Origin of the sequence: Actinomadura meridiana, from assembly GCF_039537545.1 — a bacterium.
Lineage (GTDB): Bacteria > Actinomycetota > Actinomycetes > Streptosporangiales > Streptosporangiaceae > Spirillospora > Spirillospora meridiana.
The window spans coordinates 17,629-42,322 of sequence record NZ_BAABAS010000029.1; the positions used below are offsets into that span (position 1 = coordinate 17,629).

Here is a 24,694-nt window from a genome sequence, read left to right on the forward strand (position 1 = left end):
CATGAGCGAAGCGCGGGCACTTCTGGACCAAGGAGACATCACCGGGCTCATCCGGCATCTGCGGTTCAACGCGGAGGCCATGGATCTGGCCGAGGTCGCGGGGCTCATGGAGGGCGCGGCGGCCAGGTCAGGGTTCGACGACATGCGGGAGGCGGCCGCCGCGATGGTCCGCGCACGCGGGCCGCAGGAACTCTACGACTTCGGGTACGCCTGCATCGAGCGCGGCGTCCCGTTCCTGGCGATCCCGCCGCTGCGCCGCGCCCTGGAGCTGATGCCGGACGAACCCGTCCTGGTGATGGAGCTGGTCTCCGCCCTGGAGCGGGAGAACCGGCACGCCGAGGCCGTCGCCGTCCTGGATCCGCGCGTCGCGTCGCTCGACCCGTGGCCAGCCCGCTACCTGCTCGCCTTCAACGCGCTGCTGGCGGGGGACGTCGACCGGTCCGAGCGCGAGGCGGCCGTCCTGCCCGCCCCGGACGACGCCGACTGGACGCCCGCCCGGGACCGGCTGGCGCGCATGCTCGACCGGGCGCGCGCCGCCCGGACGACGAGCCCGCTCGACGCCACCGACCTGCGGGGCTGGCACTTCACGCTCGGCGGCGGCGTGCTCGGCGCGATCTCGCCGTACGGGTTCGACCAGGGCATGACGGGACGGTTCGCGTACACGTCCGACAGCTACGGGACGTGCCGACGGTCCATCGACCGGCTGCGGCTCATCCTGGACGCGGCCGGGCGGCGACCCACCTCGGTCGGCGTGCTGCCGGACCGGTCGAGCCAGATCCTGGGGCTCGCCACGGCGCGCCTGTTCGGGCTCCCGGCGGAGCCGTACGCGCCCGGCCGTCCCGACACGCTGGTGGTGGCGTACGACCTCAACGAGTCCGACGCGGAAGGGCTGTGGGAACGCGCCGAGGGGCAGGTGCTGTTCGAACGCGCCACCTGCTGGACCGATCCCCCGGCGGTCAGCGCCGACGTCACCGGCCTGCTGCACCAGGTCGTCGTCGCGCCGTGGGGCCAGGGGATGCGGGTGACGCCGGACGGCGAGACCGAGACCGTCCCGGCGGACGGGCGGCCCGCCGAGGAACTGGCCGCCGAGGTCGTCGGCGCCGCGCCCGAGACCTACGACGACGCGGACGACGGCGCGCCGCCCGACTCGGACGAGGCCCTGGCCGGGTTCGTCCGGACGGTCGCCGGACAGTGGCTCACCGGCCCCCGGGACGCGGTGTCCTCGCACGGCCCCGTCCCGAGCAGCCGCTTCGCCTGACGTCCCCTCCCTCCTCAGATCCCGTAGACGCGGCGCGCGTTGCCGGACGCGATCAGCCCGGCGACCCGTTCGGCGTCGGCGGCCGTCCAGGCGCCGTCGTCCACTCCCCCGCCGAGGAAGTCCGCGAGGCCGCGCCGGAACAGCAGCGCGCCCAGATGGAACAGCTCGGACAGGCCGAACGCGTCCGACGAGTAGAGCACCTTCCCGAACGGCGCCAGCTCCAGCAGCTCGGCGATCAGCGCGGGCGCGCGGTGCCCGAGGTTGTGGGTCGCGAGGCCCACGTCGACGTACACGTTGGGCAGCACCTGGGCCAGATAGCCCGCGTTCCGGTGGAACGGGTAGTTGTGCAGCAGCATCGCGGGCGCGGGGTCCATGGCGCGCAGCAACTCGATGAGCAGCAGCGGGTCACCGCGCCGCAGGTCGGCGTCCACGTCCCCGATCCCGACATGGAACTGGACGGGAAGCCCGGCGTCGACCGCGCACCAGACGAGAAAGCGGTGCAGGACCTCGTCGCAGACGCGCGGGGCCTCCTCCCGCATCAGCCGCCCGGCCGCCGCCGTAAGCTCCGCCGCCGACGGGCGTTCGCCCGACAGTTCCAGCCCGGCCCGGTACGCGGCGATCGACTTGGCGCCGACCGCGCCGCTCCCCTCGACGCGGGCGCGGACCTCGTCGGCGAACGTCGCCGCGCCGCCGCCGTCCGCCGCGACCTGCTCGGCGACGCTCTCCAGCCGGACGATCTCGTGCGCGGGCGCGCCCGCGAGACGTCCGAGGTCCGGCGGGTCGAGGATCGACTCGGGCGTGTACCCGGTGTCCACGCACAGGGCCGCCAGCCCGGCCGCGGCCAGGAACCGCCGGTTCACCTCGGCCGCGCCCAGCTCGGCGCGTCGGGCCAGGTAGGCGTCCGGGTCCGCGTGCGCGTCCAGGCCGAGGACGGGCGGGCACCAACGCCGCAGCGCGAACCCGACCTGGGTGTCGAACATGCTGGTGGGCCCGGGGTGGTCGGCCTCGGTGAGCAGCGCCTCGAACGCCGGGCGGTCCAGGTCCCGGTTCAGGACGCCGTGGCAGTGGTGGTCGACCAGGGACAGCGACTCCAGGTATGCGAGCACGGGCGCATCTCCTCCTGCGCAGGGGATGATCTCTCTACGATGCCTCTACGGGACGTCCGCGTCGTCCCGTCACGCCGACGCCACTCCGATCGGGAGCCAGCACTGTGGAACAGATCCCTGAGACCGTCCCCGGGCACGGGTTCGACGGGCGCGCGTTCGACGAGCACAGGCTCGACGGCCGCGCCCGCGCCCGGCTGGGCACGCGCGCCGCCGAGACCGCGCGCAGGCTGGCCGGTCAGGACATCGCGGCCGTCGCGCTGACCTGGGTGGACGTCAGCGGGATCACGCGCACCAAGACCGTCCCGGTGGAGCGCCTCGAACACGCCGCCGCCTGGGGCGTCGGGATGTCGCCGGTGTTCGACGTGTTCCTGCTGGACGACTCGATCACGTCCGGGCGGCACATCGGCGGGCCGTCCGGCGACCTGCGGCTCCATCCCGTGCTGGAGCGGCTGCGGCCGATGGCGGCGCTGCCCGGCTGGGCGCACGCGCCCGCGCTCCGGTACGCGCAGGACGGCACCGTCCACCCGCTCGACGCGCGGGCGCTGCTCCGCCGCGAGACGGAGCGTCTCGCGGACGGCGGCTGGTCGGTGAGGGCCGCCTTCGAGATCGAATGGGCGGTGTCGAAGGGCGACGGGGACGAGTTCGTCGCCGCCTGCCACGGCCCCGCGTACGGGATGGCGCGGGTCACCGAGCTGGCCGGATACCTGCGGGACCTCCTGTCGGCGCTGAAGGACACCGGGGTCACCGTCGCGCAGCTCCACCCGGAGTACGCGGCCGGGCAGTACGAGGTGTCGGTGCTGGCCGAGGACCCGCTCGGCGCGGCCGACACCGCCGTCCTGGTGCGGGAGACGATCCGGGCTGTGTCGATGGAGCACGGGCTGGCCGCGACGTTCTCCCCGAAGGTCGAGGCCGACTCGGTCGGCAACGGCGCGCACGTCCACCTGAGCCTCTGGCGGCCTGAGGTCTCGAACAGCCTGAAGACTCCGACGAACGCGATGGCGGGCGGCGACGGGCCGTGCGGGATGACGTCCGCCGGGGAGGCGTTCGCCGCCGGGATCCTGCGGCACCTGCCCGCACTGCTGGCGGTCGGGGCGCCGTCGGTGGCGAGCTACCTGCGGCTCGTCCCCTCGCACTGGGCGGGCGCGTTCGCCTGTTGGGGCCTGGAGAACCGGGAGGCGGCGCTGCGGTTCGTCACCGGCCCGGACGGCGAGCGCGCCGACGCGGCGAACCTGGAGGTCAAGTGCCTGGACGGCGCCGCCAACCCGTACCTGGCACTGGCGGCGCTGCTGGCCGCCGGACGCGACGGCATCGGCACCGAGCTGCGGCTCCCCGAGCCGGTCGGCACCGACCCGGCGGAGCTGACGGCGGACGAGCGCGCCGCCCGGGGCATCACGCCGCTGCCCGCGTCGCTGGCCGAGTCGGTCGCGGCGTTCGAGGCGGACGACCTGATGCGGGACGCGCTCGGCGAGGCCGTCGTCGACACCGTGTCGGCGGTCCGGCGCGGGGAGATCGCGCTGTTCGACGGCGCGTCCCCGGAGCAGATCGCCGCCGCCACCCGCTGGCGTCACTAGGACGGCGACGATGCGGATCACCGGATACCGGAGCCACGGGGTCGCCGCGGCGGCGGCGCTGGTCAACGCCGTCCTCGGCGGCGACGACTCGCCGGACGCGCTGCGCCGGATCCTGCGCGACAACGGCTTCTTCTGGCGCGAGTTCCGGGACGCGGACGCCGACGAACTCCGCCACTGGGGGGGCACCCTGCACCCGTTCTTCACGGCGACGAGCGCCGAGGACGCGGTGACCATGCTGAACGGGCTCATGTTGCGGGTCCCGATGCACCCGCACCTGTCCGACCACGAGCCGCACGGGCTGCACATGCACTACGCGCCGCCGTCGTCGCGGCTCCCGGACCGGTTCCGCGCCACCACGCTGATGAACCTCGCCGAACTGGTCGTCGAGCACGGCCTCGGCCGGACCGGGGTCTGCGCGGCCGACGACTGCCACCGCGTGTACGCCGACACGTCCCGGGCGGGACGGCGCCGCTTCTGCTCCGAGCCCTGCGCGAACCGGACGAACGTCGCGGCCTTCCGCGCCCGCCGCCGAGGGTGATCTAGCTGACATCGCGGCCTTTGCCGCAATATTGCCGACGCGCGGGAAGAACAGCGGCATGCGATTCGTGCCGTTCCGCCGCCAGTCCGACCGGTCGGACGCCTACCGCATCGCCCGGCTGACGATCACGGCGGTGGTGGCGTACGTGCTGGCGCTGGCGGTCCTGCCGCAGGACGTGCCGAAGCCGCTGCTGTCGCCGCTGACGGCCCTGCTGGTCGTCCAGTTCTCCGTCTACCAGACGATCAAGGCGAGCATCCTGCGCGTCGCCGCCGTGATCTGCGGGGTGCTGGTCGCGGTGATGTTCGCGAACACCATCGGGTTCTCCTGGTGGGCGCTCGGCCTGACGATCCTCGCCGCGCTGGTCATCGGCCACGTGCTGCGGCTCGGCGAGCACGTCCTGGAGGTGCCGATCTCCGCGATGCTGATCTTCGCGCTGGGCGCGGCCAGCGGCAGCGGCGCCACCGAACGGGTGCTGGAGACGCTGCTCGGCGCCGCCACCGGACTCGCGGCGGCGCTGCTCGCCCCGGCGGTGCGGGTCCGTCCGGCCGAGGACGCCGTCCAGGACATCTCCGAAAAGCTGGGCGAGCTGCTCCAGGACATCGCGGAGGGGCTGCGGGGCGAGCGCACCGAGGGCGAGGCGGCCCGCTGGCAGGACGCCGCCGAACGGCTCGCCCGCGAGATCGGCCGCACCGACCACGACCTCGGCGTGGCGGAGGAGAGCGTCCGGCTCAACCCGCGCACGCGGGCGCGGCGGCTCATCGACGCCGGGGTCGCGCTGCGGAACGCGATGGAGACCATGGAGCACTTCATGCTGTCGCTGCGCGGCCTCACCCGGTCACTGGCCGACGACGAGCGGCTCGGGCGGCGGGGCCGGCTGCTGACCGACGACGCGCTGCGCGACGAACTCGGCGACGCCCTCGCCGGGATCTCGGCCAGCATCGCCGCCTACGGTCGGCTCGCCCGCTCCGACCTGGCCCGCGACGCGCGCCCGTTCCTCGCCGAGCACGATCTGGAGGTCCGGGTGGACGTCGCGCGGGAGCGCCGCGCCCGGCTCTCCCGCAGGCTGCACGAGCGGGCCGTGGCCGGGGACCCGTGGCCGCTGTACGGCGAGGTGTCCATGGACGTCGACCGGCTCATCGAGAACCTGCGGGTCGAGCACCGGGCCCGGGCCCGCGAGCACTGGCGGCGGCATCGCGGCGCGTCCCGGCATCTGCCGGCGCGGCCCGTCCAGGCCGTCCAGCGGGCCGGGCACCAGCTCCGCCGGGCCGCCGAGTCGGCGGCGGCCGCGGCGGAGCGGAACGCCCGCGAGTCCGAGGACCCCTGACCGTGCGGCCGGGTCAGCGGCGGAAGGTGGGCTCCAGCACGTCGATGCCGCGCGTGTTGTCGGCGACGTACACGTACCGGCCGTGCCAGTACGGCTGCCACGACGCGGCGTCGGCGGGACGGAAGTAGGCGACCTGCCGGGGGTTCGTCGGGTCGCGCACGTCCAGGAACCGCGTGCCCTGCGAGTAGTACGACTGGACGATGACGCCGTCACGGACGTCGAAGTAGTGCGCCGAGCAGTCGTCGCTGGCCGGGTCGCTGCCCTCCTTACCGGCGACACCCCAGGTCCCGACGGTGTGCAGGCGGAACGGGTCCTGCGGCGTGGACCGCCAGCCCTCGCCCCGGTAGGAGCCCTTCAGCGACGCGATGACGAGCAGCCCGTCGTTGGCGCAGCCGTCGTTGAACGTCTCCTCGGTGACGTACAGCAGCTGGCCGTTACCCCACCTGCGCGGGTCGGCGGCCTGGCTCCGGGTGCGTCCGACCGCGCGGTAGCTGTTGTGCATGAACGTCGAGTTGGTCGTGGCCTCGTCCAGTCCGCCGCCCGCGTAGGGGACGGGGTCCCACGCGGTCGCCCTGCGCCACGTCCTCTTCACCGGGTCGTAGTGCCGACCGGTGGTGTAGTAGCCGCGGACGCCGCCGCGTCCCGACGCCCAGGCAAGCCCCTGCGAGTCGACCTGGATGTCGTGCGTGTAGTCGGTCCTGCCGTCGTTGCGGCCGGTGTCGATCGGGTCCTTGAACACCTTCGGCTTGGCCGGGTTCCGGACGTCGGTGACCCACACGGGCCGTCCGCCCCAGTCGGCGGGCATCCAGTCGGCCTTGGCGGGGCCGCCCGTCCACAGGTACCGGCAGTCGTTCACGCAGGTGGTGGTGTGCCCGGCGGGCACCTTGACGTAGGTGATGTGCCGCAGGTTCTCCGGCTTGGAGGCGTCCACGACGTAGATCCCGGACTCGCCGGTCCGGGTGTTGCCGTTGAACGCGCGCGGGTCCCGGGACAGGTAGATGATCTTGCGCCTGGGGTCGAAGTCGGTGTCCTCGGTCTCCCACATGCCGGGCATGTTCAGCTGCCCGACCAGCTTGGGGACGCGGGGGTCGGCGGTGATGTCGTAGGCCTTCAACCCGAACTGGCCGGTCGCGTACATGATCGTCCGCTTGTGCCGACCGTGGCCGTAGTCGATGAACATCAGCGAGATGGCGCCCTTGGCGTCCGGCACCCCGCCGACGCGCCGCACGCCCTTGATCGCCTCGGACTTCGTCTCGGCGGCGGGAGCCCGGTGGTAGTGCCCGGAGTGGCGGGAGCCACCGGTGCCCTCACCTTCGGACGCCGCCTGCGCGGACTGGTTCGTCTGGTTTCCGGTGGGTTCGGGGGGGCAGGCCCAGGCCGTTCCGGCCGTCAGGGCCACCGCCGCCACGATCGCGCCGCCGCCCTGGAGCAGGCGCCGCACGGGGACGGATGTGCGGGGGGTCATCGCACCTCCACAAAAGAGATCATCGCAGGCGCCAGTGCGCACCGGCGGTTTCGGGGGCGTGGGGGTCGCCCCCCACAGGATCAACGAGGCGTCGAGCTTGATCAACAGTCGGCCGGGTCACGAAATGGACTCAGCACCGTAAGGACTGGTGAGTCCTGTCGTGCTGCCGTACTCTCACGGGCGACCCGCCCCGCTCCCGGGAGAGGCCGTTGAAGAGCTCCACCCGTACCGCAGCCCTGGTCACCGGGGCCGTGGTGGTCCTGCTGGCCCCCATCGCGGCGCTCAAGGCGTGGAGCGACCCGGCCGATCCGCGGATCTCGGTCGGCGCGGCCGCCCCGGCGACGCTGCTGCCCGGCGATGTCCGCGACGACACCGGACGGATGATCGCGAACGCCGTGTGGACGGGCCTGGTCTCCTACGACCCGAAGACCGGCGCCGCCGTGAACGCCGCCGCCGCGTCGATCACCAGCCCGGACCGGAGGGTCTGGACGGTGCGGCTGCGTCCCGGTGCGACGTTCCACGATGGCTCGCCCGTCACGTCCCGCTCGTTCACCGGCGCCTGGACGACCGTCCTGCGCGAGCACTGGGCCGGGTCGCGGCTGCTCTCGGACGTCGCGGGGCTCGACGCCGCCCACCTCAAGGTCACCGACGACCGGACGTTCGTGGTGACGCTCGACCGTCCGATGGGCGGGTTCCCGGCGCTGCTCGGCGACCCCGCGTTCTTCCCGCTGCCCGACAGGGTTCTGGCGTCGCGGGACTGGGCGTCCTACGGCCGCACCCCGGTGGGCAACGGGCCGCTGCGCGTGCGGTCGCGGAACGCGCGGGAGATCGTCCTGACGCCCCGCAAGGGCGGCCGCGACGTCGTCGTGAAGACCATGCCGAACGCCCGCACGCAGTACACGGCCGCCGAGTCCGGCGAGTTGGACGTCGCCACGCGGGTGCCGACCGACCGGCACGAGTCGATGAACGCCGACTTCGGCGACCGCCACCGCGCCGTCCCCGGACGGGACATGACCTACCTCGCGTTCCCGGGCCGGGTGGAGCGGCTCGCGTCGCCGACCGTCCGGCAGGCGCTGTCGATGGCGATCGACCGGTCCGCCGTGACGGAGGGCCCGCTCGGCCACCAGTACTCCCCCGCCGACGCGCTGGTCGCCCCCGGGATCCTGCCCGGACACCGCGAGGGGCAGTGCCGCCTGTGCGTGCACGACGGGAAGGCCGCCGTCGCGGCGCTGGCCGACGCGGGCGGCCTCACCGGGCCGCTGAACCTCTGGTACGAGGCGGGCCGGGGCGACGACGCCTGGGTGAAGGCCGTCGCCGACCAGCTCCGCCGGGAACTGAGGCTCGACGCCCGTCCGCACCCCGTCCCCGACCTGCGCAAGGCCGTGCAGGACGGGACGGTGGACGGGCCGTTCGCCGTCCACGCCACCGCCGCCTACCCCGCGCCCGTCGCCTCGCTCGCGCCGCTGCTGGACGCCGGGACCGGCTTCGCCGACGGCTACACCACCGACCTCCTCGACCAGGCGGAACGCGCGGCCACCCCGGACGAGGGCGTCATCCCCGCCCGCCTCGCCGAGAGCGCGATGCTGCGCGACATGCCCGCGATGCCGCTGTGGTCCCGGCACGACCATTTCGTGTGGTCGGAGCGCGTCCGCGGCGTCAGCGCCGGAGCCTTCACCGGCCTGCGCCTCGCCGCCCTGTCCCTGAAGGACTGAGTTCGTCTTACTGGACCGGTCTGTTTAGTTTCGCGGTACCCGTCCGGGGCCTCAGCGACTTCACGGACGCGGCCGTTCACGTCCTCGTGAGAGAGGGCGCCGTCCAGGTCTTCTGCGCCCACGACCCGTGGGAACTCCAGCGCTACCGCTGAGACAGGCCCGGCTCCCTTGAAAGGCGGTGGGCCAGAGCGGTGTGGCGGCGGCCCGCGCCGGCGGTGCGGACCGCCGCCGCCAGCGCCCGGCGCGACCCGACCAGCACGACGAGCTTCTTCGCGCGGGTGATGCCCGTGTAGAGCAGGTTGCGGCGCAGCATCATCCAGGCGCCGGTGGTGAGCGGGATGACGACCGCCGGGTACTCGCTGCCCTGCGACCGGTGGATGGTGATCGCGTAGGCGTGGGCGAGTTCGTCCAGCTCGTCGAAGCCGTAGTCGACGCTCTCGTCCTCGTCGGTGACGACGGTCAGCGTCTGCTCCTCCGGCGACACCGACGTGACGACGCCGACGGTGCCGTTGAAGACCCCGGCCTCGCCCTTGTCGTAGTTGTTGCGCAACTGGGTGACCTTGTCGCCGACGCGGAAGACGCGCCCGCCGTAGCGGCGTTCGGGACGCGCGTCGTCGTGCGGGGTGAGGGCCTCCTGCAACCGCGCGTTCAGCTCGCCCGCCCCGGCGGCGCCCCGGTGCATCGGCGCGAGCACCTGCACGTCGCGGCGCGGGTCGAGCCCGAACCTGCGCGGGACGCGGTTGGCGACGACGTCCACGGTCAGCTCGGCGGCCTCGTCCTGCTCGTCGCACGGGAACAGGAAGAAGTCGGGGAAGCCGTGGGTCTGCGGGTGGTCGCCGGAGTTGACGCGGTGCGCGTTGACGACGATGCCGGACCGCTGCGCCTGCCGGAAGATCCGGGTGAGCCGCACGCGCGGGATCACCTCGGCGCCGAGCAGGTCGGCGAGCACCTCGCCCGCGCCGACGGACGGAAGCTGGTCGACGTCCCCGACGAGCAGCAGGTGCGCGCCGCGCGGGATCGCCTTCACCAGCTTGTTCGCGAGGATCAGGTCGACCATGGATGACTCGTCCACCACGACGAGGTCGGCGTCGAGCGGGGCGTCCTGGTCGTACTTGGGGTCGCCGCCGGGCTGGAGCTGGAGGAGCCGGTGGACGGTCGCGGCCTCGTGCCCGGTCAGCTCGGCGAGCCGCTTGGCCGCCCGCCCGGTCGGCGCCACCAGGACGATCTTCGCCTTCTTCGCGGCGGCCAGCTCCACCACGGACCGGACGGTGAAGCTCTTGCCGCAGCCGGGCCCGCCGGTCAGCACCGACACCTTGGCGGTCAGCGCCAGTTTGACGGCCTCCTCCTGCTCGGGGGCGAGCTCCTGCCCGGTGCGCTGCCGCAGCCACGGCAGCGCCTTGCCCCAGTCGACGTCGGCGAACGCCTTGAGCCGGTCGCCCGGGCCGTTCCGGGGGGAGTGGGGGGTCGTCCCCCCACAAGGGTTCCGCGCGTCCAGCAACTCCAGCAGTCCTCGGGCGAGGGAGCGTTCGGCCCGGTGGAACGGCACCAGGTAGACGGCGGGGATCGTCGCGGCGTCCTCGCCGGGGCCGGGGATCGGCTCGCGGACGACCCCCTCGTCGCGGGCCAGCTCGTCCAGCGCCGGGACGATCAGCTCCCGCCCCACCCCGAGGATCTTCTCGGCGTCGGTGACGAGGTTCGGCTCGGGCAGGAAACAGTGCCCGTCGTCGGCGGCCTCCGACAGCGTGTACTGGAGCCCCGCCTTGATCCGCTCGGGGCTGTCGTGCGGCATGCCGACGGCCTGCGCGATGGTGTCGGCGGTCTTGAACCCGATGCCCCACACGTCGGCCGCGAGCCGGTACGGCTCCCGCCGGACGGTGTCGATGGATGTGTCGCCGTACTGCTTGTAGATGCGCACAGCAAGCGACGTGGACACCCCGACCCCCTGGAGGAAGACCATCACCTCCTTGATGGCCTTCTGCTCCTCCCACGCCTCGCCGATCCGCTTCGTCCGCTTGGGCCCGAGGCCCTGCACCTCGACGAGCCGTCCCGGTTCCTCCTCGATGACGCGCAGGATGTCGGTGCCGAAGTGCTCGACCATCCGGTCGGCCATCACCGGCCCGATCCCCTTGATCATGCCGGAGCCGAGATAGCGGCGGATGCCCTGGATCGTCGCCGGAAGGACGGTCGAGTACGACTCCACCTCGAACTGCCGCCCGTACTTCGGGTGCGACCGCCACCGGCCGACCAGCCGCAGGCTCTCCCCCACCTGGGCGCCGAGCAGCGCGCCGACGACGGTGAGCAGGTCGGCGCCGCTCTTGGCGGTCGCGACGCGCGCCACCGTGTAGCCGGTTTCCTCATTGGCGTACGTGATCCGCTCCAAGACCGCGTCAAGCTCGGCCGGGCGCGGCGCGGCAGCGGGCGTCGGGGAGGTCGGCACGGTCACCATGATGGCCGATCGCTCCGACAGGTTGGCCGGATCCGGCACGCGTCCTGGATCTTCCGATGATCACGACGTACGGTCCGGGCGCACCCGTACGGCCACTGAGAGGTAACCCCGGTGTTCAGCTCCCGAACCCAGGCGCTGGCGGCGCTGACCGCGCCCGCCGCGTCCCTCGCCCTCGTCCTGTCCGCGGTTCCGGCCGTGGCGTCGCCGTCCGCCGACTCCCGACATCCGATCCCCGGCTTCACCGACGAGAACTCCCGATGGCAGCGGCGGTACGAGCGGCTGTTCAGCGCCGTCCCGTCCCCGAAGGTCGCCCGTGACCTGGACGCCGAACTGTCGAGCGAACCTGCCCTCGCCACGACGACCGGCGACCGGCACCGCGTCGAGCGGATCGTCGCGCACCTGAAGTCGTACGGGCTGGAGCCCGAGGTCAAGACGTACTACGCCTACCTGTCGAGGCCGGAGCGCGTGAAGGTCGAGATGACCGCGCCGCAGCACGCGACGCTGCCCGTCAAGGAGAAGAAGCGTCCCTGGCAGAAGCACTTCGACGAGGTCATCCCGGGGCACAACGGGATGTCGCCGTCCGGGAACATCCAGGGCGAGGTCGTGTACGCCAACTACGGGCGGCCCGAGGACTTCGCGCTGCTGGAGAAGAACGGCATCTCCGTCAAGGGGAAGATCGTCCTGATCCGGTACGGCGCGGTGTTCCGTGGCATCAAGCCGCGCGAGGCGTCCCGGCGGGGCGCGAAGGGCGTGCTCATCTACTCCGACCCCGCCGACGACGGGTACACGAAGGGCAAGGTGTACCCGGACGGGCCGTGGCGCGCCCCCGACGGCATCCAGCGCGGCAGCATCGCGCAGATCCAGCTCGCGGCGGGCGACCCGCAGACGCCCGGGTGGCCCGCGGTGAAGGGCGCGCACCGCGTCCCGCCGTCGAAGGCGCCCATGCTCCGGGACCTCATTCCGACCACGCCGATCTCCTACGGCGCGGCGGCGCCGCTGCTGAAGGCGCTGAAGGGCGCGGAGGTGCCGAAGGAGTGGCAGGGCGGCCTGCCGTTCACGTACCGGTTCGGCCCCGGCGGGACGAAGGTGCACCTGGATCTGAAGAACAAGTTCGAGGTGCGCCCGCTGTGGGACGTCACCGTCCGCATCCCGGGCAGTGAGCATCCCGAGCAGGAGGTCATCCTGGGCGCCCACCACGACGCCTGGGCGTACGGGAGCAGCGACGACCTGTCCGGCGCGGAGAACGTGATCCAGGTGGGCCGCGCGCTCGGGACGCTGCTGAAGAAGGGGTGGCGGCCCAAGCGCACCGTCGTCCTCGCCACGTGGGGACGGTGAGGAGTACGGCCTGTTCGGCTCCACCGAGTACGCCGAGGAACGGGCCCGCGCGCTGCGCAACGCCGTCGCGTACGTGAACATGGACGGCGCCGGGGGCTCGCAGTTCGGGGCCTCCACGACGCCCGCGCTGGACGCCTCCGTCGTCGACGCGACGAAGGACGTGCGGTGGCCCGGCACGGACGGGACGCTGTACGAGGCGTGGAAGGCGCAGAACGACGGCAGGACCCCGATCGGCCGCATCGGCGGCGGCTCGGACTTCCAGGCGTTCTTCCAACGGTACGGGGTGCCCGCGATGGACATCGGCGCCGCGTCGCCCGGCAGCGGCGGCAACTACCACTGCTCCTGCGACGACAACTACTGGATGTCGCACTTCGGCGACCCGAGCTGGGAGTACCACACGGCGATGTCCCGGCTCGCCGGGATCTCGGTGCTGCGGCTGGCGAACGCCGACGTGGTCGCGCTCGGCTACCGTCCCTACGCCGAGGAGACCGCCCGCTACCTGAACGACTTCACCGACGAGCAGCGCAAGAAGCTCGGTTCGGTGGTCGTGGACGTGTCCCGCGACGTCGAGCAGGCCAAGGCGTGGGAGCAGGCCGCGACGGCGCTCCAGGCGCGGGCGGACGACGCGCTCCGCCACGGCGACACGGCCGCGTTCCGCCGCCTCAACGGCAAGATCATGCAGGCGGAGCGTGACCTGCTGACGCGGGCGGGCCTGCCGGGACGCCCCTGGTACGAGCACCAGATCTACGCGCCCGGCATCGACACCGGCTACGCCACGCAGCGGCTGCCCGCCCTGCACGACGCGCTGTTCACCGACAACGACGTCCGCACCGCGAAGGCGTACGAGGCGCACCTGTACGAGAGCCTGCGCGCCGCGACCCGCACCCTGAGCCCGGGAGGAGACGGCTAGACCCCGGAGGAGACCACCGAGGGCGTCGCGCCCGCCGACACCTCCAGCACGCCCGTCTCGGTGACCAGCGCGGTCACGAGACGGGCGGGCGTGACGTCGAACGCGGGGTTGAACGCCCCCACCCCGCCCGGGGCGGTCCTGGCCCCACCCCAGGTCAGGACCTCCTCGGCGGGACGCTCCTCGATCGGGACGCCGCGCCCGTCCGGGACGGACAGGTCGACGGTGCTCCACGGCGCGGCCACGACGAACGGGATCCCGGCCGCCGCGCAGGCCAGCGCCACCCCCACCGAGCCGATCTTGTTGGCGGTGTCGCCGTTGGCGGCGACGCGGTCCGCGCCGATCACGGCCACGTCCACCAGGCCGCGCAGGATCGTGCTCGGCGCCGCCGCGTCGGCCTGGACGACGCACGGGATGCCGTCCCGGTCGAGTTCCCACGCGGTGAGCCGCGCGCCCTGGAGCAGGGGGCGCGTCTCGTCGGCGTAGACGAGTTCGACGCGGCCGCGTTCGTGCAGGTCGCGGACGACGCCGAGCGCCGTGCCCCATCCGGCCGTGGCGAGGGCGCCGGCGTTGCAGTGCGTGATGACGCGCAGCGGCCGGTCGCCCGTCCTGGCGAGGATCCAGTCGGCGCCGAGGGCCCCAATGGCGCGGTTGCCGCGCACGTCCTCGTCCAGGATCGCCTGGGCCTCGGACACGACGGCGTCCGTGCCGTCGGCGGCGAACGGCAGCGCGCGGTCGACCCCGGCGGCCAGGTTCACCGCCGTGGGACGGGCCGCGCGGACGCGGGCGATCGCGGCGTCGCGGCGGGCGGCGTCCCATCCTTCGCGGACGGCCTGCCGGACGGCGATCGCGACGCCGAACGCGCCCGCGACGCCGAGCGCGGGCGCGCCCCGCACGACGAGCCGCCGGATCGCGTCCACGAGCGTGTCGACGTCGTCGACATCGACGTACTCGACCCGTTCGGGCAGGAGCGTCTGGTCGAGGAGCCGGAGCCCGTCGCCCGTCCATTCGATGGTGCGCACCTCGCTCGTCATACCGTCCATGATGCCCGAAGGCCCTGCGCCATCGACGTTCTCGACGTCCCGTGCCCTGCCTGTGACCTGCGGCAACTTGACACGCATCGAACTTCTGTTCGAGATTGGAGGATGTGAGAAGTGGGACGCCAGGGGCCGAAGCGGTGCCCGTCCTGCCCGCGCTGCGGACCGTGCTGCCGGGGGGCGGGCTCCGGCCCGGGTCCGTCGTCGGGCTGGACGGGCCGGGCGCCGCGTCCCTCGGTCTCGCGCTCGTGGCCGGGGTGTCCCGGCACGGCGGCGAGGAGGGCACGGGCGGCTGGTGCGGCGTCGTGGGCGTCCGCGACTTCGGCGTCGTCGCCGCGACCGGCATGGGTGCCGCGCCCGAACGTCTACTTCTCGTGGACGAGCCCGGCGACCGCTGGCCCGACGTGGTCGCCGCGCTGACCGAGGCCGTGGAGCTGGTGTTGCTGTGCCCGCCGGAGCGTCCCGGGTCGGCCGCCGTCCGGCGACTGTCGGCGCTGGCCCGCAGGCACGGCTGCGTCCTGACGCTGACCGGCGCGTTCGCCCGCGAGTGGCCCGGCGTCCGGCTCCGCCTCCACCTGGAGGACGTCGCCTGGGAGGGCCTCGCGGACGGGCACGGACGGCTCACCGGCCGTCGCGTCCGGGTCGTCGCGCGGGGGCATGACGCGCCGGGCTCCGGCCGGGTCGCCGACCTGTGGCTCCCCGCCTCCGACGGCGCGGTGCGAGTCGACGCACCCGTCCGGCCGCCGCTGGAGCTGGTTCCCGGCGCGGTCGCCGCCGGTGCGCCCGTCCACACCGTCCCGGAACGCAGGGAGATCGCATGACGCGGGTTCTGGTCGTGTGGTGCCCGGACTGGCCCGCCACGGCGGTCGGCGTGGACGCCGCGACCGCCGGTGCCGTGGTCGCGAAGGGGCGGGTCGAGGCCTGCACGGCGGCGGCGCGGGCCGAGGGCGTGCGGCGCGGGCAGCGGCTCAGGGACGCGCAGCGCCGGTGCCCCGACCTGGTGGTCCGCGAGCGCGACCCCGACGCGGAGGGACGGCTGTTCGAGCCGGTCGCGGCGGCCGTCGCGGCGCTGACTCCCCGGGTGGAGGTGGTGCGGCCGGGGCTGTGCGCGATCCCGGCACGCGGCCCGGCCCGGTTCCACGGGGGCGAGGAAGTACTGCGCATCCTCGTCCAGGACGCGGTCGTCGAAGCCGGGCACGACTGCGGTTCCGGCGTCGCGGACGGCCTGTTCACGGCGGAGCTGGCGGCGCGGTCCGGGCAGGGCGGCGTGGTGGTGCCGGAGGGCGGCGCGGCGGCGTTCCTCGCACCGTACCCCCTGTCGGTCCTGGACCGGCCGGAGCTGGCCGACCTGCTGCGACGCCTCGGCGTGAAGACGCTCGGCGACTTCGCGGCCCTGCCGTCGGGGCATGTCGCCGGACGGTTCGGCGCGGACGGCGCGCTCGCGCACCGGATGGCCAGGGGCGAGGAGCCGCGCCCGATCGCGCCGGTCCAGGGGGCCGAGGATCTGTCGGTGCGCACCGACTTCGACCCGCCCGCCGAGCAGGCCGAGCGGGTGGTGTTCGCGGCGAAACGGCTCGCGGGCGAGCTGCACGAGGGGCTCGCGGCGGGCGGGTTCGCGTGCGTCCGGCTGGAGATCGCGGCGGGCTTCGCGGACGGGCGCGTCCTGCGGCGCCTGTGGCGGCACGACGGGCTGTCGGCGCTGGCCGTGGCCGAGCGCGCGCGGTGGCAGTTGTCCGGTTGGCAGTTGTCTGGCCAGCAGGGCGCCGACCCGGCGGACGTGTGGGGCGGCGTGACGTGGCTGGAGCTGGTGCCCGACCACCTCGTCCCCGACGAGGGACGCCAGGAGGGGCTGTGGGGCCGCACGTCGGTGACCGACCGGATCGCGCGCGCCGCCGACCGCATCCAGGCGCTGCTCGGCCACCAGGGGATCACCCGGCCGGTGCTGGTCGGCGGGCGCGGGCCCGGCGAGCAGGTCGTCCGCGTGCCGATCGGGGACGTGCCGCCCGCCGACCTGCCGGAAGGCCCGTGGCCGGGACGGCTCACGGCCCCCGCCCCGGCGGTCGTGCCCCCGGCGCCGCCCGACGTCGACCTGGTCGACGCCGCCGGGGACGCGGTGACGGTGTCGGCGCGCTGCGAGGTGTCCGCGCCGCCCGCCGCGCTGGTCGTCCGGGGCCGGACCGCCGCGATCACCGGCTGGACGGGCCCGTGGCCCGCCGACGAACGCTGGTGGGACCCCGGCCGCGCGCGGCGCCGTGCCCGCTTCCAGGTCACCACCGACGACGGCGCCGCCTACCTGCTCGCCGTCGAAGGGGGCCGCTGGCACATCGAGGGCGTCTATGACTAGCTGGTTCAACCCGCCGATCTCGTGGCGGGAGTTCGAGGAACGCCTGTCGTGGCGTCCGACGAAACAGCACCGCGACGACGCCCCGCCCGTTAAGCCCCGGGCTCCCCGCCGCGTCGAGACGGACGTGCCGTGGGCGGAGCTGCACTGCCACTCGTCGTTCAGCTTCCTGGACGGCGCGAGCGACCCGGCCTCGCTCGTCGCCGAGGCGGCGCGGCTCGGCGTGGAGACGATGGCGATCACCGACCACGACGGCATGTACGGGGCGGTGCAGTTCGCGCAGGCCGCGCGCGACTCCGGGGTGGAGACGGTGTTCGGCGCGGAGCTGGGTCTCGGCCTGCCCGGGCCGCGCACCGGGGAGCCCGACCCGGCGGGACGGCATCTGCTCGCCCTCGCGCGCGGCGCGGCCGGGTACGCGCGGCTCTGCTCGGCGATCACGGCGGCGCAGCTGGCGGGCGGGCGCAAGGGCCGCCCCGTCTACGACCTGGACGCCCTCGCCGACGCGCACGACGGCCACTGGGCGGTGCTGACCGGGTGCCGGAAGGGCTCGGTCCCGGCGGCGCTGGAGGCGGGCGGTCCCGACGCGGCCGAGCGGGAGCTGCGCGACCTCACCGCCAGGTTCGGCCGCGACAACGTGTTCGTCGAGTTGATCGACCACGACCAGCCTGACGACGACCACCGCAACGACGCGCTGTTCGCGCTGGCCCGGCGGGTCGGCGTGGACGTGGTGGCGTCCAACAACGTGCACTTCGCGGCGCCCGGGGCGGACGCGCGGCTGGCGCAGGCGATGGCGGCCGTCCGGGCCCGGCGCGGCCTGGACGACATGGTCGGCTGGCTCCCGGCGGGCGGCACCGCGCACGTGCGGAGCGGCACGGAGATGGCGCGGCGGCTGGCGCGGTTCCCCGGCGTCCAGGCCCGGACGGTCGAGCTGGCGCGGGAGTGCCGGTTCCGGTTCGACGTCGTCGCGCCACGGCTGCCGGACTGGCCCGTCCCGGACGGACACGACGAGGCGAGCTGGCTGCGGCACCTGGTCGCGGAGGGGGCGCTGCTCCGGTACGGGCCGCCGGAGGCGGAGCGGGTGTCCGGCGCGTACGCGCAGATCGCCAAGGAGCTGGACGTCATCCAGCAGCTCCGCTTCCCCGGCTACTTCCTGATCGTCCACGACATCGTGGAGTTCTGCCGGGAGAAGGGCATCCTGTGCCAGGGGCGCGGGTCGGCGGCGAACTCGGCGGTGTGCTACGCGCTCGGCATCACGGGCGTGGACGCCGTCCGGCACGGGCTGCTGTTCGAGCGTTTCCTGTCGCCCGGACGCGACGGCCCGCCCGACATCGACCTGGACATCGAGCACCGCCGCCGCGAGGAGGCCATCCAGTACGTGTACGGGAAGTACGGGCGGGAGTGCACGGCGCAGGTCGCGAACGTCATCAGCTACCGGCCGCGCATGGCCGTCCGGGACGCGGCGCGCGCCCTCGGCTTCTCCCCCGGCCAGCAGGACGCCTGGTCGAAGGGCATCGACCCGCGCGACCCGGTCGGCTCGGAGACCGACATCCCCGGCCCGGTGACGGAGCTGGCGAACCGGATGCTGCGGCTGCCCCGCCACCTCGGCATCCACTCGGGCGGCATGGTGATCGCCGACCGTCCCGTCGGGGAGATCTGCCCGATCGAGTGGGCGACGATGCCGGGACGCAGCGTCCTGCAATGGGACAAGGACGACTGCGCGGCGGCCGGGCTGGTGAAGTTCGACCTGCTCGGCCTCGGGATGCTCGCGGCGCTGCACGACTGTTTCGACCTGGTCGCCGAGCACCACGGCCGCCGCCACGACCTCCAGTCCGTCCCGCCGGAGGATCCCCTGGTGTACGACATGCTGTGCGACGCCGACACGGTCGGGGTGTTCCAGGTCGAGTCGCGGGCGCAGATGGCGACGCTGCCCCGGCTGAAGCCCCGCGAGTTCTACGACCTGGTGGTGGAGGTGGCGCTGATCCGGCCGGGGCCGATCCAGGGCGGGTCCGTCCACCCGTACCTGCGGCGCCGCAAGGGCCTGGAGCCCGCGCTGTGCCCGCACCCGCTGATGGAGCCCGCGCTGGCGCGGACGCTCGGCGTCCCGCTGTTCCAGGAGCAGATGATGCAGCTCGCCGTCGACTGCGCCGGGTTCACGCCCGCTGAGGCCGACCAGTTGCGGCAGGCGATGGGCGCCAAACGCGCGCCCGAGCGCGTCGAGCGACTGCGGGCGCGGCTGCTGGACGGCATGGCCGAGCGCGGCATTCCCGCCGACATCGCCGAGAGCGTCTACGAGAAGATCCTCGGCTTCACCGGATTCGGGTTCCCCGAGTCGCACGCGCAGAGCTTCGCGCACCTGGTGTACGCGAGCGCGTGGCTGAAACGCCACCATCCGGCGGCGTTCACGGCCGCGCTCGTCCGCAACCAGCCGATGGGGTTCTACAGCCCGCAGAGCCTCCTCGGCGACGCGCGCCGCCACGGCGTCGTGGTCCGGCCGGTGGACGTCAACGCCAGCGGCGCCCATCCGACGCTGGAGGAGGCCGTCCCGGTCGAGTCGGACCATCCCCACGCGCCGCGCGAGCCGCAACCGGCGATCCGGCTCGGTTTCGCCGGGATCCGCAACCTCGGCGACGACGCGGCGGAGGCGATCGCGGCGGGCCGCCCCTACACCGGCATGGAGGACCTCGCGCGCCGCGTCCCGCTGTCGCCCGGGGCGCTCGAGGCGCTCGCCACGGCGGGCGCGTTCGGCTGTTTCGGCCTGTCGCGACGGGAGGCGCTGTGGGCGGCGGGCGCGCTCGCCGGTTCGGGCCCCGGGCAGCTGGAGGGGGTGACGCCGGGCGCGACCGCCCCGCCGCTGCCCGCGATGACGCCGATCGAGGTGACGCTCGCCGACCTGTGGGCCACCGGCGTCTCCCACGCGCACCCGGTCGCGCACGTCCGGAAGACCCTGGACGGGATCGGCGCGCTGTCGTCCGCGCGCCTCGCCCAGACGCCCGGCGACACCAACGTCGTCGTCGCGGGCCTGGTCACGCACCGGCAGCGTCCGCCGACCGCCGGGGGCATCGTGTTCATGACGTTGGAGGACGAGACCGGCATCATCAACGTGGTGTGCCCGCCGCAGGTGTTCGGACGGCACCGCGGTCTCGCCGTCGACTCCCAGGCGCTGCTGGTCAGCGGGCGGCTGGAGCGGGTCGACGGCGTCGCCAACGTCCGCGCCACGCGGCTGCGTCGGCTGCCCGTGCCCGGCCGCGTCCAGGCCCGCGACTTCCACTGACCTGGATCGGACGGCGGGCGGGAACCTCGCCCCGTCACCCGGCATCTCACCAAAAGTCTGACATCGTATGGATCTGTGGGGCCGCGTGCCGCCGTGTCGGCGGGCGCCAGGACGCGGCCAGGGGACCGGAAGGTGATCTCCATGGACGCGACCCCGGTGCGCGGGCTGCGCCCGGACGACCCCACGCGGATCGGCCGGTACGGCATCGAGGCCAAGATCGGCGAGGGCGGGATGGGCGCGGTGTACCTCGGCCGCGACCCGGCCGGACGTCCCGTCGCCGTGAAGGTCGTGCGGCCCGCGCTGGCGGGCGACCCGTCGTTCCTCGCCCGGTTCCACGACGAGGCCGCCAACGCGCGGCGCGTCGCGTCGTTCTGCACCGCGCACGTCCTGGAACACGGCGACGACCTCGGGCTCTCCTACATGGTGACCGAGTACATCGACGGCCCGTCCCTGCTGGCGCACATCGGGACGAACGGCGCGCTTTCGCCCGGCATGCTGCACGGCGTCGCGGTCGGGGTCGCCGCCGCGCTCGTCGCGATCCACAGCGCCGGGCTGGTGCACCGCGACCTCAAGCCGAGCAACGTGCTGCTGTCGATCTCCGGTCCGCGCGTCATCGACTTCGGGATCGCCCGCGCGCTGGACGCGGCGTCGTCCCACACCCGCACCGGGCAGTTCGTCGGCACGCCCGGCTGGATCGCGCCCGAACAGGTCACCACGCAGCGGATCACCCCCGCCGTGGACGTGTTCGCATGGGGCTGCCTCATCGCGTACGCCGCGAACGGCCGCAACCCGTTCGGCGAGGGCTCGTTCCAGATCCTCGCGGCCCGCGCCGTCCACGCCGAACCCGAGCTCGGCGACCTGCCCGCCCCCCTCGCGGGGCTCGTCGCGGCGGCGCTGCGCAAGGACCCCGACCAGCGCCCCACCGCCCGTGACCTGCTGCTCAACCTCGTCGGCGGCTCCGGGGACGCGGCCGTGACGGCCCAACTGGGCGAGGACTGGGCGGCGCCGCCCGTCCAGCCACCGATCCCGGCTCCAATCCCGGTCACGATTCCGGCCCCGGTTCCGGGCCCGAACGTCACCTCCCAGGACGTCACCGTCCCGGCTCCCGCGCGGCGGCGGCAGGGGCCGTCCCGCCGAACGTTCGCCCTGTCCGCCGTCGTGGGGCTCCTCACCGCCGCCGCCGTGGCCGCCGGGCTGTACTACCTCAACCAGGACGACGACGCGGGCGACACGGGGGCGGCGGCGTCCCCGCGAACGTTCCCGACCGAGACGATGATCGTCCGGATCGACACCGCGCCCGGCTGGCCGGCGGACTGCCACGCCGACCTCGGCCTCTACAAGCCCGGCGACGCGGACGCGCGGACCCTCGTCGGCGGGCCGACCTGCGACATCCTCCCCGAGGCGTCACCGGACGGGACGCGCATCGCGTTCACCCGGCAGGCCGAGCGGGGCGGCAAGACGGCCGAGGCGTGGATGGTCAACGCCAACGGCACGGGCGCACGGAAGGTCGTCGGCATCCTGCGCGGCAGCCGGGTTTCCTGGTCGCCCGACGGCACCCGCCTGGCGTACGTGGCCGACCGGGGCGGCGTGCGGCAGCTCTTCGCGGTCCCCGTCGACGGGTCGGGCTCGCCCGTCCAGCTCACGACCGACGACTCGTTCAAGGACGACCCGATGTGGTCGTCCAGGAACCAGGTCGTCTTCTGGAGCAGGCGGGACGGCACCGACCAGATCTACACGCTCGACCCGGATCGTCCCGGCTCGGCGTGGACGCGGGTCACCAAGGACGGCGTCCGTTCCGTCGACCCCGAATGGTCCCCCGACGGGAGCAGGATCGCCTTCACACGCGGGCCGGACGAGAACAGCGACATCTGGGTCATGAACGCCGACGGCTCGGCCCCGCGCGCGGTCACCTCGGGCCCGGACGACGACATGGACCCGGCCTGGTCCCGCGACGGCCGCTGGCTCTGCTACGTGCGCGGCCCGGTCGGCGCGCCGGTGATGCACGCCGTCCGCGCGGACGGCACCGGCGACCGCGTCACCACCCCGCCCGGGCGCACGCTCGGCCACCCGTACTGGTCGTAAACGCGGGCTGGTCGTAACGCGGGCTGGTCGTAACGCGAACCGCCGGGGCCGCCCGGCCGACCCGCCCGTGAGCGGGTCGGCCAAGCGAACCGGCTACTCGCCGCGGACGGCGGGCGCGGGTTCCTCCGGCACGTCGGTGGTCTCCGGCTCGGCGCGCGACAGGGCGCTCGGCCACCACATGTGCCGCCCGACGTCCAGGTTCAGAGCGGTGACGAGCACCGACCGGACGATGAACGTGTCCAGCAGCACCCCGAACGCCACCGTGAAGCCCAGCGCGGCGACGAACACCAGCGGCATCGTCCCGAGCGCCGCGAACGTCCCGGCGAGGACCGTGCCCGCCGAGGTGATCACGCCGCCGGTCGCGGCCAGCCCGACCAGCGCGCCGCGCCGCGTGCCGACCTGTCTCGTCTCCTCGTGGACGCGGGTCATCAGGAAGATGTTGTAGTCCGTGCCGAGCGCCACGAGGAACACGAACGTCCACAACGCGAACGACGGGTCCGTGGAGGCGAACCCGAACACGTGGTTGAACACGAGCGCGCTGACTCCGAGCGCCGCCGCGTACGACAGCACGACCGTCAGGATGAGGATCAACGGTGCGACGAGCGCGCGCAGCAGCAACGCGAGGATGAGGAACACGACGGCCAGAACGATCGGGATCACGACGTACTGGTCGTGGTGCGAGGCGTCGCTGACGTCGAGCGTCACCGCCGACGAGCCGCCGACCAGGGCGTTCGCGCCGGGCACCGCGTGGACGGCGTCGCGGGCGTGTTCGACGGCGGCGAACCCGCGCTCGCTGTCGGGCGGCGCGGTGAGCGTGCCCTCCAGGTAGACGAGCCCCCCGGACGCCTGCCCCGGCTTGTTCCCGGCCGGTTTGACGTCGGCGATGCCGCTGACCTTCGCGAGGGCGGCCTGCACGTCGTTCTCGGTCCCGGCCTTGGTGATGACCTGGATGGGCGACCCGCTGCCCGCCGGGAAGTGCCGTCCGAGGACCTCCTCACCGGTGACCGCGTCGGGCTTGCCGGTGCTGAAGGCGTCCTTGGCAGGCAGCGTGTCGGTCCGCAGCCCGAACACCCCGACGGCGAGGCCGCCGAGCACCAGCGCCGTGACGACCCAGGTCAGGCGGGGCCGGACGGCGATGGACGAGCCGACCCGCGCCCACACGCCGCGTTCGGTCGGCTCCTCGGACCCGTGGGAGGGGCGGCGCGGCCAGAACACCCAGCGGCCGCAGATCACCAGCAGCGCGGGCAGCAGCGTCACCATCGCGCCGAACGCGATGACGATGCCGATCGCCATGACCGGGCCCATGCTGCGCGTGGAGCTGAGGGTGGCGAACATCAGGCTCATCATGCTCAGCGCCACGGTGGTGCCGCTGGCGAGGATCGCGGGCCCGGCGCGGTGCAGCGCGATGGCCATCGCCTCGTGCCGGTCGCGGTGCCGCCGCAGTTCCTCCCGGTACCGGGCGATCAGCAGCAGCGCGTAGTCGGTGCCCGCGCCGAACACCAGCACGGTGAGGATGAACGCCGCCTGCCCGTTCACGGTGAGCCCGGCGTACTCGGCCAGCAGGTAGATGAGCGCCTGGGCCCCCATCAGCGAGAACCCGACGCAGAGGATCGGCGCCAGCCACAGGATCGGGCTGCGGTACGTCAGCAGCAGGATCCCGATGACGATCGCGGCGGTGATGGCCAGCAACGCGATGTCGAAGCCGGAGAACACGTTGCTGAAGTCGCCGCCGTACCCGGCGGGGCCGGTGACGTGCGCCTCCAGCCCGGGAGCGCCCTTCTGGACGATGTCGCGGTAGTCGTCGACGGCCGGTCCGAGCACGTTCCAGCCGTCGTTGCCGACATGGACGTTGACGATCGTCTCCAGGGCCTTGCCGTCCTTGGCCGGGATCGGCCCGAGGACGTTGACGGCGAGCCGCCGGTGCTTGCCCGAGTCCGTCGCCTCGCCGGTGACGGCCTTCAGGCGCGGCACGTCCGCCGCCGCCTTGGCCCGGTCGGCGGCGGTGATCGCGGCGCCGTTCCGGTGGTAGACGACCACTGCCGGTAATGTGTCAGCGGGCACGAATCGCTTGGATTCTTCGACGACCCGCGTCGATTCAGCGTCGTTCGGCAGCCATGCCGACGAATCGTTCGTTTGCGCGCCGGTCAGCTTGCCCGCGAGCGGGAACGACACGACGAGGATGACGATCCAGACGCCCAGCACGACCCATTTGCCGCGCCGCCCGCAGGGCAGCGAGGCGAATCTGTACGCGCGCGTCATACGGAGAACCCCCAGAGGAAGTGAAGCGGGACAACGTGATCT

General features: G+C 73.8%; 16 protein-coding genes. 11 read left to right on the forward strand and 5 right to left on the reverse strand.

All coding sequences use genetic code 11. The features are described from left to right. Position 1 precedes the first annotated feature (1 nt). Positions 2-1,258 (forward strand): tetratricopeptide repeat protein, encoded by a 1,257-nt coding sequence (locus ABD808_RS35255; RefSeq protein WP_344906756.1) that lies wholly within the window; start codon positions 2-4, stop codon positions 1,256-1,258. A 14-nt stretch (positions 1,259-1,272) separates the two neighbouring features. Here the strand turns inward: ABD808_RS35255 and ABD808_RS35260 are convergent, their stop codons facing one another. Then, a complete protein-coding gene (locus ABD808_RS35260) occupies positions 1,273-2,364 on the reverse strand; it encodes an amidohydrolase family protein (protein ID WP_344906759.1) in 1,092 nt (363 codons plus the stop codon). A gap of 104 nt (positions 2,365-2,468) precedes the next feature. On the opposite strand from ABD808_RS35260, the gene ABD808_RS35265 reads away from it, so the two are divergent. From ABD808_RS35265 to ABD808_RS35275, 3 genes are read left to right on the forward strand one after another with little or no spacing between them, the layout of a single operon-like run. Beyond that, positions 2,469-3,935, forward strand: a complete 1,467-nt coding sequence (locus tag ABD808_RS35265; protein WP_344906762.1) for a glutamine synthetase family protein — start codon at positions 2,469-2,471, stop codon at positions 3,933-3,935. Positions 3,936-3,945: 10 nt separating this feature from the next. Continuing rightward, positions 3,946-4,473, forward strand: a complete 528-nt coding sequence (locus ABD808_RS35270; protein ID WP_344906765.1) for a CGNR zinc finger domain-containing protein — start codon at positions 3,946-3,948, stop codon at positions 4,471-4,473. Positions 4,474-4,531: 58 nt separating this feature from the next. Further along, positions 4,532-5,797, forward strand: a complete 1,266-nt coding sequence (locus tag ABD808_RS35275; RefSeq protein ID WP_344906768.1) for an aromatic acid exporter family protein — start codon at positions 4,532-4,534, stop codon at positions 5,795-5,797. A 13-nt stretch (positions 5,798-5,810) separates the two neighbouring features. Here ABD808_RS35275 and ABD808_RS35280 read toward each other — a convergent pair whose 3' ends face one another. Then, positions 5,811-7,262, reverse strand: a complete 1,452-nt coding sequence (locus ABD808_RS35280; RefSeq protein WP_344906771.1) for an LVIVD repeat-containing protein — start codon at positions 7,260-7,262, stop codon at positions 5,811-5,813. A gap of 209 nt (positions 7,263-7,471) precedes the next feature. Between ABD808_RS35280 and ABD808_RS35285 the strand changes: the two genes are divergently transcribed. Beyond that, positions 7,472-8,974, forward strand: coding sequence for a peptide ABC transporter substrate-binding protein (locus ABD808_RS35285; protein ID WP_344906774.1), 1,503 nt, complete (start codon positions 7,472-7,474; stop codon positions 8,972-8,974). Positions 8,975-9,116: 142 nt separating this feature from the next. Here ABD808_RS35285 and recD2 read toward each other — a convergent pair whose 3' ends face one another. Beyond that, entirely contained in the window at positions 9,117-11,420 is a 2,304-nt protein-coding gene (gene recD2, locus ABD808_RS35290) for an SF1B family DNA helicase RecD2 (protein ID WP_344907622.1), read from the reverse strand. A gap of 111 nt (positions 11,421-11,531) precedes the next feature. Here recD2 and ABD808_RS35295 point away from each other — a divergent pair, with 111 nt between their 5' ends. Together ABD808_RS35295 and ABD808_RS35300 are read left to right on the forward strand one after the other, a co-directional pair. Continuing rightward, positions 11,532-12,755, forward strand: coding sequence for a PA domain-containing protein (locus ABD808_RS35295; protein WP_344906777.1), 1,224 nt, complete (start codon positions 11,532-11,534; stop codon positions 12,753-12,755). A 52-nt stretch (positions 12,756-12,807) separates the two neighbouring features. After that, entirely contained in the window at positions 12,808-13,665 is an 858-nt protein-coding gene (locus ABD808_RS35300; protein WP_344907625.1) for a transferrin receptor-like dimerization domain-containing protein, read from the forward strand. On the opposite strand, the gene mtnA is transcribed toward ABD808_RS35300, so the two are convergent. Continuing rightward, positions 13,662-14,696, reverse strand: a complete 1,035-nt coding sequence (gene mtnA, locus ABD808_RS35305; protein WP_344906780.1) for an S-methyl-5-thioribose-1-phosphate isomerase — start codon at positions 14,694-14,696, stop codon at positions 13,662-13,664. The two genes, ABD808_RS35300 and mtnA, sit on opposite strands and share 4 nt — an antisense overlap. A gap of 113 nt (positions 14,697-14,809) precedes the next feature. Between mtnA and ABD808_RS35310 the strand changes: the two genes are divergently transcribed. The 4 genes from ABD808_RS35310 to ABD808_RS35325 all read left to right on the forward strand — a co-directional run bounded on the left by ABD808_RS35310 (position 14,810) and on the right by ABD808_RS35325 (position 22,393). Beyond that, positions 14,810-15,520 (forward strand): hypothetical protein, encoded by a 711-nt coding sequence (locus tag ABD808_RS35310; protein WP_344906783.1) that lies wholly within the window; start codon positions 14,810-14,812, stop codon positions 15,518-15,520. After that, complete coding sequence (locus ABD808_RS35315) at positions 15,517-17,043, forward strand: DNA polymerase Y family protein (RefSeq protein ID WP_344906786.1); 1,527 nt, start codon at positions 15,517-15,519, stop codon at positions 17,041-17,043. Before ABD808_RS35310 ends, ABD808_RS35315 begins: the two co-directional genes overlap by 4 nt. Beyond that, on the forward strand, positions 17,036-20,311 hold the full coding sequence (locus tag ABD808_RS35320) for an error-prone DNA polymerase (protein WP_344906789.1): 3,276 nt from the start codon (positions 17,036-17,038) through the stop codon (positions 20,309-20,311). The genes ABD808_RS35315 and ABD808_RS35320 overlap by 8 nt, the downstream gene beginning before the upstream one ends. 141 nt (positions 20,312-20,452) lie before the next feature. Next, positions 20,453-22,393, forward strand: coding sequence for a protein kinase domain-containing protein (locus ABD808_RS35325; RefSeq protein ID WP_344906792.1), 1,941 nt, complete (start codon positions 20,453-20,455; stop codon positions 22,391-22,393). 93 nt (positions 22,394-22,486) lie between these two features. Here ABD808_RS35325 and ABD808_RS35330 read toward each other — a convergent pair whose 3' ends face one another. After that, positions 22,487-24,652 (reverse strand): MMPL family transporter, encoded by a 2,166-nt coding sequence (locus ABD808_RS35330; RefSeq protein WP_344906795.1) that lies wholly within the window; start codon positions 24,650-24,652, stop codon positions 22,487-22,489. Between the last annotated feature and the right edge of the window lie 42 nt (positions 24,653-24,694).

Bases quoted from the DNA above. Each gene is read 5' to 3' on its own strand.
- ABD808_RS35255 (WP_344906756.1), top strand. From the start codon at position 2: ATGAGCGAAGCGCGGGCACTTCTGGACCAAGGAGACATCACCGGGCTC.
- ABD808_RS35330 (WP_344906795.1), bottom strand. From the start codon at position 24,652: ATGACGCGCGCGTACAGATTCGCCTCGCTGCCCTGCGGGCGGCGCGGC.
- ABD808_RS35320 (WP_344906789.1), top strand. From the start codon at position 17,036: ATGACTAGCTGGTTCAACCCGCCGATCTCGTGGCGGGAGTTCGAGGAA.
- ABD808_RS35275 (WP_344906768.1), top strand. From the start codon at position 4,532: ATGCGATTCGTGCCGTTCCGCCGCCAGTCCGACCGGTCGGACGCCTAC.
- ABD808_RS35270 (WP_344906765.1), top strand. From the start codon at position 3,946: ATGCGGATCACCGGATACCGGAGCCACGGGGTCGCCGCGGCGGCGGCG.
- ABD808_RS35280 (WP_344906771.1), bottom strand. From the start codon at position 7,262: ATGACCCCCCGCACATCCGTCCCCGTGCGGCGCCTGCTCCAGGGCGGC.
- ABD808_RS35325 (WP_344906792.1), top strand. From the start codon at position 20,453: ATGGACGCGACCCCGGTGCGCGGGCTGCGCCCGGACGACCCCACGCGG.
- mtnA (WP_344906780.1), bottom strand. From the start codon at position 14,696: ATGACGAGCGAGGTGCGCACCATCGAATGGACGGGCGACGGGCTCCGG.
- ABD808_RS35315 (WP_344906786.1), top strand. From the start codon at position 15,517: ATGACGCGGGTTCTGGTCGTGTGGTGCCCGGACTGGCCCGCCACGGCG.
- recD2 (WP_344907622.1), bottom strand. From the start codon at position 11,420: ATGGTGACCGTGCCGACCTCCCCGACGCCCGCTGCCGCGCCGCGCCCG.